This window comes from Enterobacter sp., assembly GCF_977039595.1.
Genome location: NZ_CDRQYH010000010.1, coordinates 32,029 through 47,741, shown reverse-complemented (window position 1 = coordinate 47,741; position 15,713 = coordinate 32,029). Strand labels below are relative to the sequence as shown.

The 15,713-nt window shown below is 56.2% G+C and carries 16 protein-coding genes; 4 read left to right on the top strand and 12 right to left on the bottom strand.

The genetic code is table 11. From position 1 onward, the window contains the following. The first annotated feature begins 36 nt into the window (after window positions 1–36). A complete protein-coding gene (locus ACWYRJ_RS05310) occupies window positions 37–456 on the top strand; it encodes a DUF805 domain-containing protein (protein ID WP_023293600.1) in 420 nt (139 codons plus the stop codon). Here the strand turns inward: ACWYRJ_RS05310 and fpr are convergent, their stop codons facing one another. The 4 genes from fpr to ACWYRJ_RS05290 all read right to left on the bottom strand — a co-directional run bounded on the left by fpr (window position 457) and on the right by ACWYRJ_RS05290 (window position 4,800). Next, window positions 457–1,203 (bottom strand): ferredoxin--NADP(+) reductase, encoded by a 747-nt coding sequence (fpr, locus tag ACWYRJ_RS05305; protein ID WP_455507524.1) that lies wholly within the window; start codon window positions 1,201–1,203, stop codon window positions 457–459. Window positions 1,204–1,299: 96 nt separating this feature from the next. After that, complete coding sequence (glpX, locus tag ACWYRJ_RS05300) at window positions 1,300–2,310, bottom strand: class II fructose-bisphosphatase (RefSeq protein WP_455507523.1); 1,011 nt, start codon at window positions 2,308–2,310, stop codon at window positions 1,300–1,302. A gap of 114 nt (window positions 2,311–2,424) precedes the next feature. Further along, complete coding sequence (gene glpK, locus ACWYRJ_RS05295; RefSeq protein ID WP_023309688.1) at window positions 2,425–3,933, bottom strand: glycerol kinase GlpK; 1,509 nt, start codon at window positions 3,931–3,933, stop codon at window positions 2,425–2,427. 21 nt (window positions 3,934–3,954) lie between these two features. Then, window positions 3,955–4,800, bottom strand: a complete 846-nt coding sequence (locus tag ACWYRJ_RS05290) for an MIP/aquaporin family protein (protein ID WP_047174104.1) — start codon at window positions 4,798–4,800, stop codon at window positions 3,955–3,957. Window positions 4,801–5,210: 410 nt separating this feature from the next. Here ACWYRJ_RS05290 and zapB point away from each other — a divergent pair, with 410 nt between their 5' ends. Continuing rightward, window positions 5,211–5,450 carry a septal ring assembly protein ZapB gene (gene zapB, locus ACWYRJ_RS05285; RefSeq protein WP_010436935.1) on the top strand — a complete coding sequence of 80 codons (240 nt, stop codon included), beginning with the start codon at window positions 5,211–5,213 and terminating at the stop codon, window positions 5,448–5,450. Window positions 5,451–5,531: 81 nt separating this feature from the next. Here zapB and rraA read toward each other — a convergent pair whose 3' ends face one another. The 7 genes from rraA to priA all read right to left on the bottom strand — a co-directional run bounded on the left by rraA (window position 5,532) and on the right by priA (window position 13,497). After that, entirely contained in the window at window positions 5,532–6,017 is a 486-nt protein-coding gene (rraA, locus tag ACWYRJ_RS05280) for a ribonuclease E activity regulator RraA (protein ID WP_023309687.1), read from the bottom strand. Between the two features lie 92 nt (window positions 6,018–6,109). After that, window positions 6,110–7,030: a 1,4-dihydroxy-2-naphthoate polyprenyltransferase gene (gene menA / locus ACWYRJ_RS05275; RefSeq protein WP_455507522.1), complete on the bottom strand. Its 921-nt coding sequence runs from the start codon at window positions 7,028–7,030 to the stop codon at window positions 6,110–6,112. Window positions 7,031–7,098: 68 nt separating this feature from the next. Continuing rightward, window positions 7,099–8,433 carry an HslU--HslV peptidase ATPase subunit gene (gene hslU / locus ACWYRJ_RS05270; protein ID WP_008501803.1) on the bottom strand — a complete coding sequence of 445 codons (1,335 nt, stop codon included), beginning with the start codon at window positions 8,431–8,433 and terminating at the stop codon, window positions 7,099–7,101. 9 nt (window positions 8,434–8,442) lie between these two features. After that, window positions 8,443–8,973 carry an ATP-dependent protease subunit HslV gene (gene hslV / locus ACWYRJ_RS05265; RefSeq protein ID WP_008501802.1) on the bottom strand — a complete coding sequence of 177 codons (531 nt, stop codon included), beginning with the start codon at window positions 8,971–8,973 and terminating at the stop codon, window positions 8,443–8,445. A gap of 94 nt (window positions 8,974–9,067) precedes the next feature. Further along, entirely contained in the window at window positions 9,068–10,063 is a 996-nt protein-coding gene (gene ftsN, locus ACWYRJ_RS05260) for a cell division protein FtsN (protein WP_111963962.1), read from the bottom strand. A 93-nt stretch (window positions 10,064–10,156) separates the two neighbouring features. Further along, window positions 10,157–11,182 (bottom strand): DNA-binding transcriptional regulator CytR, encoded by a 1,026-nt coding sequence (gene cytR / locus ACWYRJ_RS05255; protein ID WP_024909190.1) that lies wholly within the window; start codon window positions 11,180–11,182, stop codon window positions 10,157–10,159. Between the two features lie 119 nt (window positions 11,183–11,301). Beyond that, window positions 11,302–13,497 carry a primosomal protein N' gene (gene priA / locus ACWYRJ_RS05250; RefSeq protein ID WP_455507521.1) on the bottom strand — a complete coding sequence of 732 codons (2,196 nt, stop codon included), beginning with the start codon at window positions 13,495–13,497 and terminating at the stop codon, window positions 11,302–11,304. A gap of 200 nt (window positions 13,498–13,697) precedes the next feature. Here priA and rpmE point away from each other — a divergent pair, with 200 nt between their 5' ends. Continuing rightward, window positions 13,698–13,910, top strand: coding sequence for a 50S ribosomal protein L31 (gene rpmE / locus ACWYRJ_RS05245; protein WP_003862040.1), 213 nt, complete (start codon window positions 13,698–13,700; stop codon window positions 13,908–13,910). Window positions 13,911–13,958: 48 nt separating this feature from the next. Here the strand turns inward: rpmE and metJ are convergent, their stop codons facing one another. Continuing rightward, window positions 13,959–14,276: a met regulon transcriptional regulator MetJ gene (metJ, locus tag ACWYRJ_RS05240; protein ID WP_015966498.1), complete on the bottom strand. Its 318-nt coding sequence runs from the start codon at window positions 14,274–14,276 to the stop codon at window positions 13,959–13,961. 276 nt (window positions 14,277–14,552) lie between these two features. On the opposite strand from metJ, the gene metB reads away from it, so the two are divergent. After that, window positions 14,553–15,713: a cystathionine gamma-synthase gene (gene metB, locus ACWYRJ_RS05235; protein WP_045909121.1), complete on the top strand. Its 1,161-nt coding sequence runs from the start codon at window positions 14,553–14,555 to the stop codon at window positions 15,711–15,713.

Here is a 15,713-nt window from a genome sequence, read left to right as displayed (position 1 = left end):
GTAAAATGCGCGCTATACGATAATAAGGAACCTTACATGACCATACAGCAGTGGCTGTTTTCATTCAAAGGGCGTATTGGACGCCGTGATTTCTGGATCTGGATGGTGACGTGGGTTGTCGCCATGCTGCTTCTGTTTTTCGTTGCTTACAACGCATGGCTGAGCACGCAAACGGCGGCCTTCGCGCTGGTCTGCCTGCTATGGCCAACGGCGGCTGTTGTTGTTAAACGCCTGCACGACCGCGGTCGTTCCGGCGCGTGGGCATTTCTGATTATTCTGGCGTGGATGCTGGTTGCGGGGAACTGGGCGATGCTTCCGTCCATCCTGCCGTGGGTTGTGGGCAGGCTGCTGCCTTCGGTCATCTTCGTGATGATGATTGTCGATCTGGGTGCGTTTATCGGCACCCAGAGCGAAAACAAATACGGTAAAGATACCGTTGAGGTGAAATACCGCTGATCACCAGTAGTGTTCAGCGGTCATATGGCCCGGCCGGCGGCGAAGATGTTTCGTCATCTGCCGGGTATCCTTCAGAAGCTGCTGCGTGTCCCGTACCATCTGCGGGTTGCCACACAGCATGACGTGGCTGGTTTCAGCGTTCAGCGGCAAACCCACCGCCTCTTCCAGGGCTCCACTCTCAATTAACGCCGGCACGCGACCGGTCAGCGTTCCAGCTACGGTTTCGCGGCTGACCACCGTCTGAATCTTTAACTTGCCGCCGTACTGCTGCTCCAGCGCCTGCATCTGCGGCAGGTAGCTCAGGTCTGCAGCGTAGCGCGCAGCGTGCACCAGCACGATGTTTTTAAAGCGCTCCAGATCTTTGCCGTACTGCAAAATAGAGAGATAAGGGCCGATGGCCGTACCGGTTGCCAGCATCCAGAGCGTGTCACAATCCGGGATCTCTTCGAGCACAAAGAAGCCTGCCGCTTCACTCACAATTTGCACGTCGTCGCCGGGCTTAAGGGCGGCAAGGCGCGGGCTGAGCTTACCGTCAGGAACGGTGACCAGATAGAATTCGAGATCCGGGTTATCAGGCGCGTTAACGTAAGAGTAGGCGCGCTGCACGCGCTCTCCGTCGACATCCAGTCCCAGCTTCGCAAATTGCCCGGCTTTAAACGGGTGAACGGGAGCATGTACGGTGAGACTAAATAGCGCATCGGTCCAGAACTTTACCTTTGTGACTTTACCTGTTACCCAGTCCGCCATGATCTTCTCCTGTGCTGTTTCTCTGTTCTATCTTCCGTACTTGTGGTGACAATTTCCAGCCCGTCAGGGCCGGAAAGCTCTATCGATCAAACGGTTTTACAGAATGTGCGTCTGCACGTCCGGGTCTTTGCGGTCGAGATAGTGGATAGACTGGATACGACGAATGGTGCGTGATTTACCGCGGATCAGCAGCGTTTCGGTGGTCGCCATATTGCCCTTGCGGGTGATGCCGTCCAGCAGATCGCCTTTGGTGATGCCGGTCGCCGAGAAGACCACGTTATCGCTACGGGCCATCTCGTCCAGCGCGAGCACTTTATTGGCCTCGATGCCCATCGCTTCGCAGCGCGCCAGCTCATTTTCTCCGATACGGCGGTTCTCTTCGCTGTCGCCTTTCACCTCGTGGCGGGGCAGCAGACGGGCCTGCATATCGCCATCGAGCGCGCGGATCACTGCCGCAGAGACCACACCTTCCGGTGCGCCGCCGATGCCGTACAGCAAGTCTACTTCGCTGTCCGGCATGCAGGTAAGGATCGAGGCGGCAACGTCACCGTCCGGAATGGCAAACACGCGCACGCCGAGCTTTTGCATCTGCGCGATGGTGGCGTCGTGGCGCGGTTTCGCCAGAATCGTCACGGTGAGTTCGCTAAGGGGTTTGCCCAGGGCTTTGGCGACGTTGTGCAGGTTCTCTTCCAGCGGCAGGCTAAGGTCGATTGCGCCTTTCGCGCCAGGACCGACAATCAGCTTTTCCATGTACATATCCGGCGCGTTAAGGAAGCAGCCTTTATCGCCCACGGCCAGCACCGCCAGGGCGTTGGCCTGACCCATTGCGGTCATGCGGGTACCTTCGATCGGGTCGACGGCAATATCCACGGCATCGCCTTTGCCGGTACCGACTTTTTCACCAATATAGAGCATTGGCGCTTCGTCGATCTCGCCTTCGCCGATCACGATGGTGCCGTCGATGTTGACCTGATTAAGTACAATGCGCATGGCATGGACGGCTGCACCGTCTGCGGTATTTTTATCGCCACGACCCAGCCACTTATAGCCTGCAAGGGCTGCCGCTTCGGTGACGCGGGAAAACTCGATAGCAAGTTCACGTTTCATGAGGTACTCGTGCAATCAAAAGGAATTGCACGAAGTTTATCACAGTGTGGGGAGGGGTGTTTTAAGTCCCCTCTCCCCAAAGGGGAGAGGGTTAGGGTGAGGAGAAAGTTTGTCTTACTCCTCGTGTTCTTCCCACGCCAGGGCGCGTTTCACCGCTTTCTTCCAGCCGCTGTAGCGGAAGTTACGCTCGGTGGTTTCGATGCCCGGGCGGAACTCGCGTTCGATAACCGCTTTTTCCTGCAGCTCGTCCAGGTTCTGCCAGAAGCCTACCGCCAGACCGGCAAGGTACGCCGCACCCAGCGCCGTCACTTCACGCACTTCAGGGCGCTCAACGCGGGTGCCCAGAATGTCGGACTGGAACTGCATCAGGAAGTTATTCGCTACCGCACCGCCGTCCACGCGCAGAGCGTGCAGACGAATGCCGGAGTCCGCCTGCATCGCTTCCAGCACGTCTCGGGTCTGGTAGGCGATGGATTCCAGAGTGGCGCGAATAATGTGGTTAGAGTTCACGCCACGCGTCAGTCCGAAAATCGCGCCGCGTGCATACGGATCCCAGTAGGGTGCGCCCAGACCGGTGAATGCAGGCACCACGTACACGCCGTTGGTGTCTTTCACTTTGGTGGCGAAGTACTCGGAGTCGAATGCATCGCTGATCAGCTTCATCTCGTCACGCAGCCACTGGATAGACGCACCGGCCATGAACACAGCACCTTCCAGGGCATAGTTCACTTCGCCGCGCGGGCCGCAGGCGATGGTGGTCAGCAGACCGTTTTCTGATTTCACCGCTTTCTCACCGGTGTTCATCAGCATAAAGCAGCCGGTGCCGTAGGTATTCTTCGCCATCCCTTCCTTGACGCACAGCTGGCCGAACAGCGCCGCCTGCTGGTCACCGGCGATACCGGCAATAGGAATACGGGTGCCACCTTTACCGCCGATGTTGGTCTGGCCGTAAACCTCAGAAGACTTGCGCACTTCAGGCAGCATCGCGCGTGGGATATCCAGCGCGTCCAACATCTTGTCATCCCACTCCAGGGTGTTGATGTTGAACAGCATGGTACGCGAGGCATTGGTGTAATCGGTGACGTGGACGCGTCCCTGGGTCATCTTCCAGATAAGCCAGGTGTCAACGGTACCGAACAGCAGCTCGCCGCGTTTAGCACGCTCGCGTGAACCTTCCACGTGGTCGAGGATCCATTTCACTTTGGTGCCGGAGAAGTACGGGTCAACCACCAGGCCGGTGGCGCTGCGCACGTACTCTTCCATACCGTCGCGCTTCAGCTGTTCGCAAATCTCAGAGGTACGGCGGCACTGCCAGACGATGGCGTTGTAAATAGGCTTACCGGTTTCACGTTCCCAGACGATCGTCGTTTCACGCTGGTTGGTGATACCAATCGCGGCAATCTCGTCGGAACTGATATCGGCTTTCGCCAGCACTTCGACCAGCGTGGAGCTTTGTGACGCCCAAATCTCCATCGGGTCGTGTTCTACCCAGCCTGGACGAGGATAAATTTGCTCAAATTCGCGCTGTGACACGCTGACGATGTTCGCGTCATGATCCATTACGACAGCGCGGGAGCTGGTAGTGCCCTGGTCGAGCGCAACGATATATTTTTTTTCGGTCATGGTATGTGTCCCGTAGTCAGATTACAGCGAAGCTTTTTGTTGTGCGGTAGAAGTCGTTTCCTTCTCATCTTCCACACAGGTGTCGCACGGTAAGTGGCGACCAATTAATTTGCGGTAGCTAAAGGCACCCAGCGCAGCCCCGACAACCGGCGCAAACAGCGGCACCAGGAAGTAAGGAATGTCTTTGCCACCTGTGAAGGCGACGTCGCCCCAGCCTGCGATAAAGGCGAACGCTTTTGGTCCGATATCACGTGCCGGATTCATCGCGAAGCCGGTCAGCGGGCCCATTGATGCGCCAATTACCGCAATCAGCAAACCAATCAGCAGGGGTGCCAGCGGGCCGCGCGGAATGCCGTTTCCGTCGTCGGTCAGCGCCAGGATAACGCCCATCAGAATAGCGGTAATCACCATTTCAACTGCGAACGCCTGCACAAAATTGATGTGCGGGTTAGGGTAGGTTGAGAAGATGCCTGCCAGATCCAGACTTTCGACGCTGCCGCGTACCATATGATGCGTCTGTTCGAAGTCGATGAAAAGATTGTAATAAAGCCCGTAAACTAACGCCGCTGCGCAAAACGCGCCGGCAAACTGAGAAAGAATGAAAGGTACAACTTTGCGTCCGTCGAAGCACGCGAACAGCCACAGTGCGATTGTCACCGCCGGGTTAAGATGTGCACCAGAAACCCCTGCAGTCAGGTAGATGGCCATCGCCACGCCCAGACCCCAGATGATACTGATTTCCCACTGACCAAAACTGGCACCCGCCACTTTCAGTGCAGCGACACAGCCCACTCCGAAGAATATCAACAACCCGGTACCAAGGAACTCGGCAATGCACTGGCCTTTTAAGGTTGATGTCTGACTCATAATCGGAATCCTGAAGAAATTGATGTTTATTGTTAGCATGGCCGCCCGTGACAGCCACGATGCCCTGTAGACATAGTGTTAATTTATCGTTAACGAGCAAAAACGAGAAATATCGAAATCAAAATGTGTGCTCTGTGTCAATAAAATGAGCGTTTTCGCGCCATAAAGCACATTTTTGCAGCAGTACAGGATCAATGCAGGAATGTGAGCTGAATCATTTCATTAACGAATCAGTTAACAATTTAGGGGTATATGACGCGAACACACCAGGACCAGACCTAAAAGTGTTGCAAACCGCGATCTGCGCGGTGTGTCGCTGGACACAGAGCGCCGCGCTCCATACAATCGACGGTATATGTCGTGCGCGTTTATGTTAAAGCGTCGCCTTGCAATTCAGGAGAGGTAGCATCATGTCTTTAGAAGTGTTTGAGAAACTGGAATCGAAAGTACAGCAGGCGATTGACACCATCACCCTGCTGCAGATGGAAATTGAAGAGCTGAAAGAGAAGAACAACAGCCTGGCGCAGGAAGTTCAGAACGCGCAGCACGGCCGCGAAGAACTGGAGCGCGAAAACAACCAGCTGCGCGAACAGCAGAACGGCTGGCAGGATCGCCTGCAGGCGCTGCTGGGACGTATGGAAGAAGTGTGATCCCCGCTGGGATAAACCAGGGACAAAAAAACCGCCACATTGCTGTTGGCGGTTTTTTTATGGTCCACGCTTACGGTTTTATTACTCGATATCCAGCGGATCTTCGGAAAGGATAATGCCGGTATTATCAGCGTAGAGATGGTCGCCTGAGAAGAAGGTCACGCCGCCGAAATTGACGCGCACGTCGCTTTCGCCGATGCCGTCACCTGCCGCCCCTACCGGTATGGCTGCGATAGCCTGAATCCCGATATCCAGGTCTTCCAGATCGTCCACCTGGCGCACGGAACCGTACACCACAAGGCCTTCCCACTCGTTCTGGACGGCAATGCCGGCCAGTTCAGCATCAATTAATGCCCGGCGCACGGAACCGCCGCCGTCGACCACAAGAACGCGGCCGCGGCCGTTCTGTTCGAGCAGATCGTACAGCAACCCGTTGTCCTCGAAACATTTCACCGTGACGATTTGACCGCCAAATGATGACCGCCCACCAAAGTTGGAGAACAGCGGTTCAACGACGTTGACATCTTCCTGGTAGATGTCACAAAGCTCGGAGGTATCGTATTTCATAGGTTTAACGCTCAGTTGCTGCGAATGTGTTCAGTATATCGTGCGAAATGCGTTGTTGGCAAAATCATCAATTGTTAATTGATATTTGTCAGCTAACGCAGCGTCTGGCTTAACACAATCCCGATGACGAACAACAGGTTAGTCAGCAGCGCACCTTTTACCGTGCGCTCCAGCATCGGCGGCATGGCGGACGGGCTGAGTTCACGCATCACAAAGCGGGCCTGCTTAATCAGCAGCGGCGCGGCAAGCACAAACAGCCAGCCCCACAGGCTTTGCAAGGAAATCAGGTTAAACAGCGCCAGGCAAACCAGCGCGCCAATGAGCAGGCAGGCATGATAGCGGCGGGCATTAACCGGCCCCAGACGAACCGCCAGGGTATTTTTGCCGTTCTCGCGATCGCTGTCGATGTCGCGCAGGTTGTTGATGTTGAGCACAGCCGTCGCAAGCAGACCGCAGGTGGTCGCAGGCAGGAACAGGGCAGGGATCACCGTATGCGCCTGCAGGTACCAGCTTCCCATCACGCTCAGCCAGCCGAAGAACACCAGTACGGAGATATCCCCGAGTCCAATATAACCGTAAGGACGCGTGCCGACGGTGTAGGTGATGGCCGCGATAATGGCTAATAAACCCAGCACCAGGAAACCAATAAAATCGCTGGTGGTTTTAGACGCCACCGTTACCAGCGCCAGGCCGGATACGCAGATCAGCACCACGGTGATGATCAGCGCGCGTTTCATCTGCGCCTGGGTAATCACCCCTTTCTGCATTCCGCGCAGTGGCCCTATGCGGTCCGGCTTGTCGCTGCCTTTTACCGCGTCGCCGTAGTCGTTGGCGAGATTGGAGAGAATTTGCAGCAGGCCGGCGGTAATCAGTGCCAGCGCGGCAACCAGCGGATCGAAATAACCCTGCCACCAGGCAAGGGCGGTGCCGACGATAATCGCGGCAAAGGCCAGAGGAAGTGTTTTAGGGCGCAGACTTTCGAGCCACGCCTGCGTACGGCTGATGTCAGTCATAAGTATTTAGCCAATAAAAATGGGGGCATTAGCCCCCATTAAACGTGATGAGAATCCAGTAACCGCGATTATAGGATAAAACGGCTCAGATCTTCATCTGCCACTAACGCATCCAGATGTTTACTCACATATTCTGCGTCAATGGTAACGGTTTGACCGTTCAGGTCGCTCGCGTCATAAGAGATATCTTCGACCAGGCGTTCCAGCACGGTGTGCAGACGACGCGCACCGATGTTTTCGGTGGTTTCGTTCACCTGCCATGCAGCCTGGGCAATACGTTTGATACCGTCTTCGGTGAATTCGAGGTTCACGCCTTCGGTCGCCATCAGCGCTTTGTACTGTACGGTAGCAGAGGCGTTTGGCTCGGTCAGGATACGTTCGAAATCTTCGGTGGTCAGCGCCTGCAGCTCAACGCGGATAGGCAGACGGCCCTGCAGCTCCGGGATCAGATCCGACGGGCTGGCAACCTGGAAGGCACCTGATGCGATAAACAGGATGTGGTCCGTTTTCACCATGCCGTGCTTGGTGGAGACGGTGCAGCCTTCAACCAGCGGCAGCAGGTCGCGCTGAACGCCTTCGCGGGACACATCCGGGCCGGAGCTGTTGCCGCCGCGCTTACAAATTTTGTCGATTTCGTCGATAAACACGATACCGTGCTGCTCAACCGCGTCGATAGCATCCTGCTTCAGCTCTTCCGGGTTCACCAGCTTCGCCGCTTCTTCTTCAATCAGCAGCTTCATCGCGTCTTTAATTTTCAGCTTACGCGTTTTCTGCTTCTGGCCGCCCAGGTTCTGGAACATGGACTGGAGCTGGCTGGTCATCTCTTCCATGCCCGGAGGTGCCATGATTTCCACACCCATTGGCGCGGCAGCGAGATCGATCTCAATCTCTTTGTCATCCAGCTGGCCTTCGCGCAGTTTTTTGCGGAACGCCTGACGCGCGGCTGAAGGCTCAGCCTGCTGTTCTGCCTGGCCCCAGTTGTTTTTTGCCGGTGGGATCAGAACGTCGAGAATGCGCTCTTCGGCCATCTCTTCCGCGCGATAGCGGTTTTTCTCGATCGCCTGGACGCGCACCATCTTGATCGCCGAATCGGTCAGATCGCGGATGATGGAGTCCACTTCTTTACCCACATAGCCCACTTCGGTGAACTTGGTGGCTTCAACTTTGATGAACGGCGCGTTAGCCAGCTTCGCCAGACGACGGGCGATTTCGGTTTTACCGACGCCGGTCGGGCCGATCATCAGAATGTTTTTCGGGGTCACTTCGTGGCGCAGCTCTTCGTCAAGCTGCATACGACGCCAGCGGTTACGCAGAGCGATAGCCACGGAGCGCTTGGCGTTATCCTGGCCGATAATGTGTTTGTTCAGTTCGCTGACAATTTCGCGTGGGGTCATTTCAGACATGGGAGATCCTTACGCTTTGGAGGTCAATTCTTCGATGGTGTGGTTGTGGTTGGTATAAATGCAGATATCACCTGCAATATCCAACGCCTTCACCGCGATATCACGCGCGTTCATGTCGGTATTCTCCAACAGCGCGCGGGCTGCAGCCTGGGCATAAGGGCCGCCAGAGCCGATGGCAATCAGATCATTTTCCGGCTGAATGACGTCACCGTTACCGGTGATGATAAGCGAAGCGGTTTCATCGGCCACGGCCAGCAGCGCTTCGAGCTTGCGCAGCATGCGGTCGGTACGCCAGTCTTTCGCCAGCTCAACGGCAGCTTTCACCAGATGACCCTGGTGCATTTCCAGTTTGCGTTCAAACAGTTCAAACAGCGTGAAGGCATCCGCCGTGCCGCCTGCAAAACCGGCGATCACTTTGTCGTTGTAGAGACGGCGTACTTTCTTCACGTTGCCTTTCATGACGGTATTACCCAGCGTGGCCTGGCCATCACCGGCGATTACCACATGGCCGTTACGGCGTACACTTACTATTGTTGTCACGAGCAGACCCCCTGGTTACAGAATCGGGAAACAGAAGCCCTGAGCCTGTGCTCAGGGCTGAATTAAATGATAGATGGGGGGGATTTTGGGGGTTTCAACCCCCGGAGGCGAGTCGAATGCAGTTTGTGTGACCGGCGATTTTCAAACGCGAAATGGTGCCATCGGCATTTTCTTTGCCTTTGACCGGCCCAATCACCACGCGATTCCAGCCGTTATTGGTGGTAATACGCGAATCAAACCCTTCGAAGGCCAGCTGCGCACGCACCGTTTCCGCCTGCTCCGCGCCTTTGAACGAACCGCACTGCACCATCCAGCGGCGTTCGTCTTTTTTCTCAGCCGTCTGCTTCGGCGCTTCGGTCTCTTTGGTCACCGGCGCAGCCTGCTGAGTTTTCGGCTGCTGCGCGGTGGTATGCGCTGGCGTCTGAAGCAGATCCTGATACGGCTGAGCCGCCTGTTTCTGCGGCTGAGTTTTCGGCTGCTGCTGGACAGGCTGAGACTGCACCGTACGCGTCGGCTGCTGATACGGCTGTTCCGTTACCCGCGGCTGTGCCTTAGGCTGCTGCACCGGCTGGGTTTGTGCCCACTGCTGCTGTTGTTGCTGCTGGATCTGCTGTTGCGCCTGACGTCGCTGCAGCGTTTGCTGGCGCTGTGCCGGGGTCTGCTCATTCCACGGCACTTCGTTCAGCTGTGTAGGCTGCTGGCGCATATCGGCCTGCATTTGTGCCAGCAGCTGACGCTGTTCATCCGTTAGCTGATTCGCATTCTGCACTTCACCACCCGCAGAAGGTTCAGTTGGCGCACGTACCCCAGGCTGACGGCTTTCCAGCTCTTTGATATAGCGCCAGCGCTCTTCAGGCTTCGGAGGAAGGCCATTTCCGGCCACTTTACTTGCCTGAAGCGCCTCAGACTCTTCTTTTTTATGGTGCGTGATAAAGTACAGGCCACCAATAAAGGCGACGACTACAGCCGCAGCAATAGCGACCATTGCTGGCGAGACAGCAGGCAGGTTACGTTGCTTTTTCCTTGAGCTACTCTTTTTGCGTCGCGAAGGTGCCGGCTGGCCGCGACGTACATAATCTCGTTGTGCCACTATCGTTTCGCTGTATTTATTCGTTCGTCAGTCCGCCATGTTACTTAAGCGGCGGGGCTTTGACCAGATAAGGGTATCCGAAAGACGTTTACTTTAAGTCAATGCCTGGGTAGTGCCGCGGACGATCAGTTCACAGTCAAGCAACCGCGAGCCGCTGCTAACTGTTTGACCGTGAAGCTGATCCAGCAGAAGAAGCATCGCTTCGCGGCCGATTTGGTAGCGCGGCTGAGCGACCGTTGAGAGCGGCGGATCGCAAAATTCCGAAAGCGAAATATTATCGAAACCGATGATCGATAAATCTTTAGGTATGCGAAGGCCGCGGCGTTTGGCATACGATAATGCGCCCAGCGCCATCACGTCGCTGTGACAAAATACGGCGGTTGGCGGCTCAGGCAGGTCCAGAAGTTTCTCCAGCGCCTGTCCACCTGCAGCGAAGGTAAAATCGCCGCGCGCAATGTAGTGCGGATCGACGGTAGCGCCGGTACGGCGCAGCGCCTGAACGTAGCCCTGCAGACGGTAGTGACACAGCGGCATCTCTTCCGGTCCGGCGATGCAGCCAATACGCTTATGCCCCAGCTCCTGGAGATAATTTACGGCGTTGAACGCGGCGGTGAGGTTATCGATATGGACCGTCGGCAGCTCCAGCTCTGGCGCAAACTCGTTGGCCATGACCATCGGCGGTAAATTACGCTGTTCTTCAATGCTGGCATCAAACGGCAGACGAGAGCCAAGCAAAAGCATGCCGTCGATCTGCTTGGTGATAATAAGGTCGATGAAGGTTTTTTCCTGCTGATTCTGATGAGCACAGTCGCCAATCAGCACCAGGTAACCTTGTTCCGCCGCGGTGACTTCAATACCGCGGATAATCTCGCTGAAGAAGGGGTCACAGATGTCCGGCACAATCACCAGAATGGTGCGCGACTCGTTGCGTTTAACGTTACGCCCCATCGCCTGTGGGAAATAGCCCACTTCCAGCGCAGCCTGCTCCACCCGGTTACGGGTCGCCTGGGAGACTTTATCCGGGTTCATTAATGCGCGGGATACCGTTGCCGTAGAGACTTGTGCTTTCTGGGCAACGTCTTTCATGGTCGCCGGTGCAACCTCTTTCCTGGACTTCAACGTCTTCTCCTCGCCTGAACACCGAACTTCTGACATCACCATTTTTACAGATAGTTAATGGAATCGGTTACAGAATTTTCATAAAAAGTGTGAGGAGCGTTAAATTTTTCGATCCAGCTTCAGCCTTCGATAGGGTCGACGTCCAGCACCCACTTCACTTTTCGCGCTTCGGGCAGGGTGTTAATCAGCACCAGCGCGCCGCTAACAATATGCTGAAGACGAATGCGCGAGGGGTGCTGGAGCAAGATCTGCCAGCGGAAACGGCCGCCGCGTTTTGGCGCGAGGGCAGGCACCGGGCCCAAAATCCACAGCTGACTATCCACCAGCGGGCTGGCCTGCAGAAGGTTTCTCAGTTGCTGCAGGAAAAGTGGCGCCTGCTGGTTGTTATGATCTTCCGCGCGGATGATGACGTGACTGGTCCACGGCGGTAGCTGCATAGTCTGGCGCTCGGCCAGCGCCTGCTCGGCAAAGGCGTCATAGCCTTTGTGCAGCAGGGTTTGCAGCAGCGGGTGCTCCGGGTGGTGCGTTTGCAACACCACTTCGCCCTGTTTACCGGCGCGTCCTGCACGTCCGGCTACCTGGGTGTAAAGCTGGGCGAAGCGCTCGGCGGAGCGGAAATCTGCCGAGAACAGCGCGCCGTCCACGTCCAGCAGGGCGACCAGCGTCACGTCCGGGAAGTGGTGGCCTTTGGCCAGCATCTGGGTGCCAATCAGGATGCGCGCGCCACCGCGATGCACTTCCGCCAGCTGCTGTTCGAGCGCGCCTTTGCGGCTGGTGGTGTCCCGGTCGATACGCGAAATCGGCACGTCCGGGAAGAAGGGACCAAGCGCCTGTTCAAGCTGTTCCGTTCCCAGACCGACCGGCACGATATGCGTTGAACCACACGACGGGCACTGGCGCGGCACCGGACGCTGGCTGTCACAGTGGTGGCAGCGCAAATGCCGCTGGGCCTGGTGGAAGGTATAGTAGTGGTCGCAGCGCGGGCATTCGGCAATCCAGCCGCAGTCGTGGCACAGGAGGGCGGGGGCGAATCCGCGGCGGTTCAGAAACAGAATGACCTGATTCCCCGCCTGCAGGTGCTGGCGCATGCGGGTAATCAGTGCAGGCGCAAGCCCGGCCTGAACCTGCTGACCTTTCAGATCCAGCACGTGCTGAATGGCCGGACGAGCATTCCCCGCCCGACGCGTCAGGCGAAGCATGTGGTATTTACGCTGGCGCACGTTGTGCAGCGTTTCGAGCGCCGGCGTGGCGGAACCCAGAATAATGGGAATTTGCTCGCTGTGCGCGCGATAGACCGCCAGATCGCGGGCATGGTAGCGCCAGCCTTCCTGCTGTTTATAGGAGCTGTCGTGCTCTTCGTCGATCACGATAACGCCAAGATTTTTAAACGGCGTAAACAGCGATGAACGGGTGCCGATCACAATCGCCGCTTCGCCGTTTTTCGCTTTCAGCCAGGCGCTGAGGCGTTCGCTGTCGTTCAGGCCGGAGTGCAGCACCTCAACCGGCGCGTTAAAGCGTTCGCGAAATCGGGCGATGGTTTGCGGCGTCAGGCCAATTTCCGGCACCATCACCAGCGCCTGTTTCCCCTGAGCGAGCACGTTTTCCAGCACGCTCAGGTAGACTTCGGTCTTGCCGGAACCGGTGACCCCCGCCAGCAGCCAGGCAGAGAAACGATCGGAGGCGCTATGAATCGCGCCTACCGCGGTGGCCTGTTCGGTATTCAGACGCAGGCGATCCCCTGAAACGGAGAAACTCTCCCGCCAGTCGTTCAGAGCAGGCGCTTCGCTGGCCAGTTCGCTTAGCCCTTTCTTTCTTAATGCCTGTAGCGCCGTTTCGCTGACCTCAAGCTCGTCGACCTGATGCCGCCAGATTTTCCCCTGACGCAGCGCCGCCAGCGCCTGCTGCTGCTTCTGCGAGCGCTTCAGGCTGTTGATGTCGACGGCCTGGCCTTCCTCCGTGGCAAACCAGTACCACATTGGCGCATGGCTGGCGCTCTTGCCCTGACGCAGCATAATTGGCAGAGCGTGGAACAGGACGTCGCCGATCGGGTGATGATAATAATCCGCCGCCCACAGCAGCAGTCGCCATATGCTGGTGGAGTAAACCGGCTCGCTGTCCAGCACCTCAACGACTGATTTCAGCTCATTAAGCGGTAGCTCGCTTTTATCGCTGACGGAGACGACGATCCCCACGCGCTGCTGTTTGCCAAACGGCACGGTCACGCGGCAGCCCGCTTTGGCGCTCATGCTGTCGGGCAGCAGATAGTCAAAGGTGCGGGGAAGCGGAACGGGCAGGGCAACGTGAGCGACGGGCATCGAATCTTCCTGACTTGAAAAGTGGCGCGTTAGTATACACATTAGTAAAAGCGGCGTGCGGATCAGTTTGCATACGTTGGTCAAATTCTGTATGATTCGCCGCCTTTGGTGTACTTTACGCCAAAGAACTTACAATCAACATCGCGTGGTGTCTGGCGTTAGGGCTGGAAGAGCGACGCGGCCTTAACTGAGGTTCTCCCATGAAAAAAGATATTCACCCGAAATACGAAATGATTACTGCAAACTGTTCTTGCGGTAACTCTATCCAGATCCGCTCTACCGTGGGTCACGATCTGAACCTGGACGTGTGCGGCAAATGCCACCCGTTCTACACTGGTAAGCAGCGTGACGTTGCAACCGGTGGCCGTGTTGACCGCTTCAACAAGCGTTTCAGCATCCCGGGCGCTAAATAAGTTTCCCGAAAAAAAGGCACCGCAAGGTGCCTTTTTTGTATCCGCTTCTCAGTATTCCCACGTCTCCGGGTCAATACCCAGTTCACGCATGATCACCTTCGCCTCTTCCGGGATTTCATCACTACGCTCTTTGCGCAGATCTTCATCGTTCGGCAACGGTTGACCGGTAAACGCATGAAGAAACGCTTCGCACAGCAGTTCGCTGTTAGTCGCGTGGCGCAGGTTGTTCACCTGACGACGCGTACGTTCATCGGTGAGGATCTTCAACACCTTCAGAGGAATGGAAACCGTAATTTTCTTTACTTGCTCACTCTTCTTACCGTGCTCAGCGTATGGGCTGATATATTCGCCGCTCCATTCAGCCATGAGATACCTTTAATCCTCTCAGTCATTTATCTAAAGGTGCAAAACCTGTAACCACCCGTTTTGAACCGCAATCTTGTCTAGTTTACCGTAGAGACGATACCGTGGCACGGATATTGCCGCTGCAGCGTGCACTAAAGCATATAATTTTAACGGCTATTTGCGCATTGCTCAATCTATACGCAAAGAAGTTTAGATGTCCAGATGTATTGACGTCCATACCTTCAGTGTTTACTCTGGTGCCTGACTTTTCACCTCATTCGCCAGGAAGCCCTCACCATGACGCGTAAACAGGCCACTATTGCAGTGCGTAGCGGATTAAATGATGACGAGCAGTACGGCTGCGTTGTCCCGCCGATTCATCTTTCCAGTACCTACAACTTCACCGGATTTAATGAACCCCGCGCGCATGATTACTCGCGTCGTGGCAACCCTACACGTGACGTGACCCAGCGCGCGCTTGCGGAACTGGAAGGGGGCGCAGGGGCAGTATTAACCAATACCGGGATGTCCGCCATTCACCTGGTGACCACCGTGTTCCTGAAACCGGGCGATCTGCTGGTTGCCCCACACGATTGCTACGGCGGCAGCTATCGCCTGTTTGATAGCCTGGCAAAACGCGGCTGCTATCGCGTGCTGTTTGTCGATCAAAACGACGAACAGGCGCTGAAACAGGCTCTGGCAGAGAAACCAAAGCTGGTTCTGGTGGAAAGTCCAAGTAATCCATTGTTGCGCGTTGTCGATATTGCGAAAATTTGTCAGCTCGCAAGGGATGCGGGAGCGATAAGTGTAGTGGATAATACGTTCCTCAGTCCGGCCCTTCAGAACCCACTCGCACTGGGTGCCGATCTGGTATTGCATTCATGCACTAAATATCTGAACGGCCATTCTGACGTGGTGGCAGGCGTGGTGATTGCCAAAGATCCGGATGTTGTCACCGAACTGGCATGGTGGGCCAATAACATTGGCGTCACCGCGGGCGCCTTCGACAGCTATCTGCTGTTGCGCGGCATCCGCACGCTTTCGCCGCGCATGGACGTAGCGCAGCGCAATGCCCAGGCGATTGTCGATTTCCTGAAAACCCAGCCGCTGGTGAAAAAGCTTTATCACCCGTCGCTGCCGGAAAATCAGGGGCACGAGATTGCCGCGCGCCAGCAGAAAGGGTTTGGCGCGATGTTAAGTTTTGAACTGGATGGTGACGAGCAAACGCTGCGTCGCTTCCTGAGCGGGCTGTCATTGTTTACGCTGGCGGAATCCTTAGGTGGGGTTGAAAGCTTGATCTCCCACGCCGCAACCATGACGCACGCAGGTATGGCACCGGAAGCACGTGCCGCCGCCGGGATTTCTGAGACGCTGCTGCGTATCTCAACCGGCATTGAAGATTCTGAAGATTTAATTGCCGATCTGGAAAATGGCTTCCGGATCGCAGCCAAGGGGTAA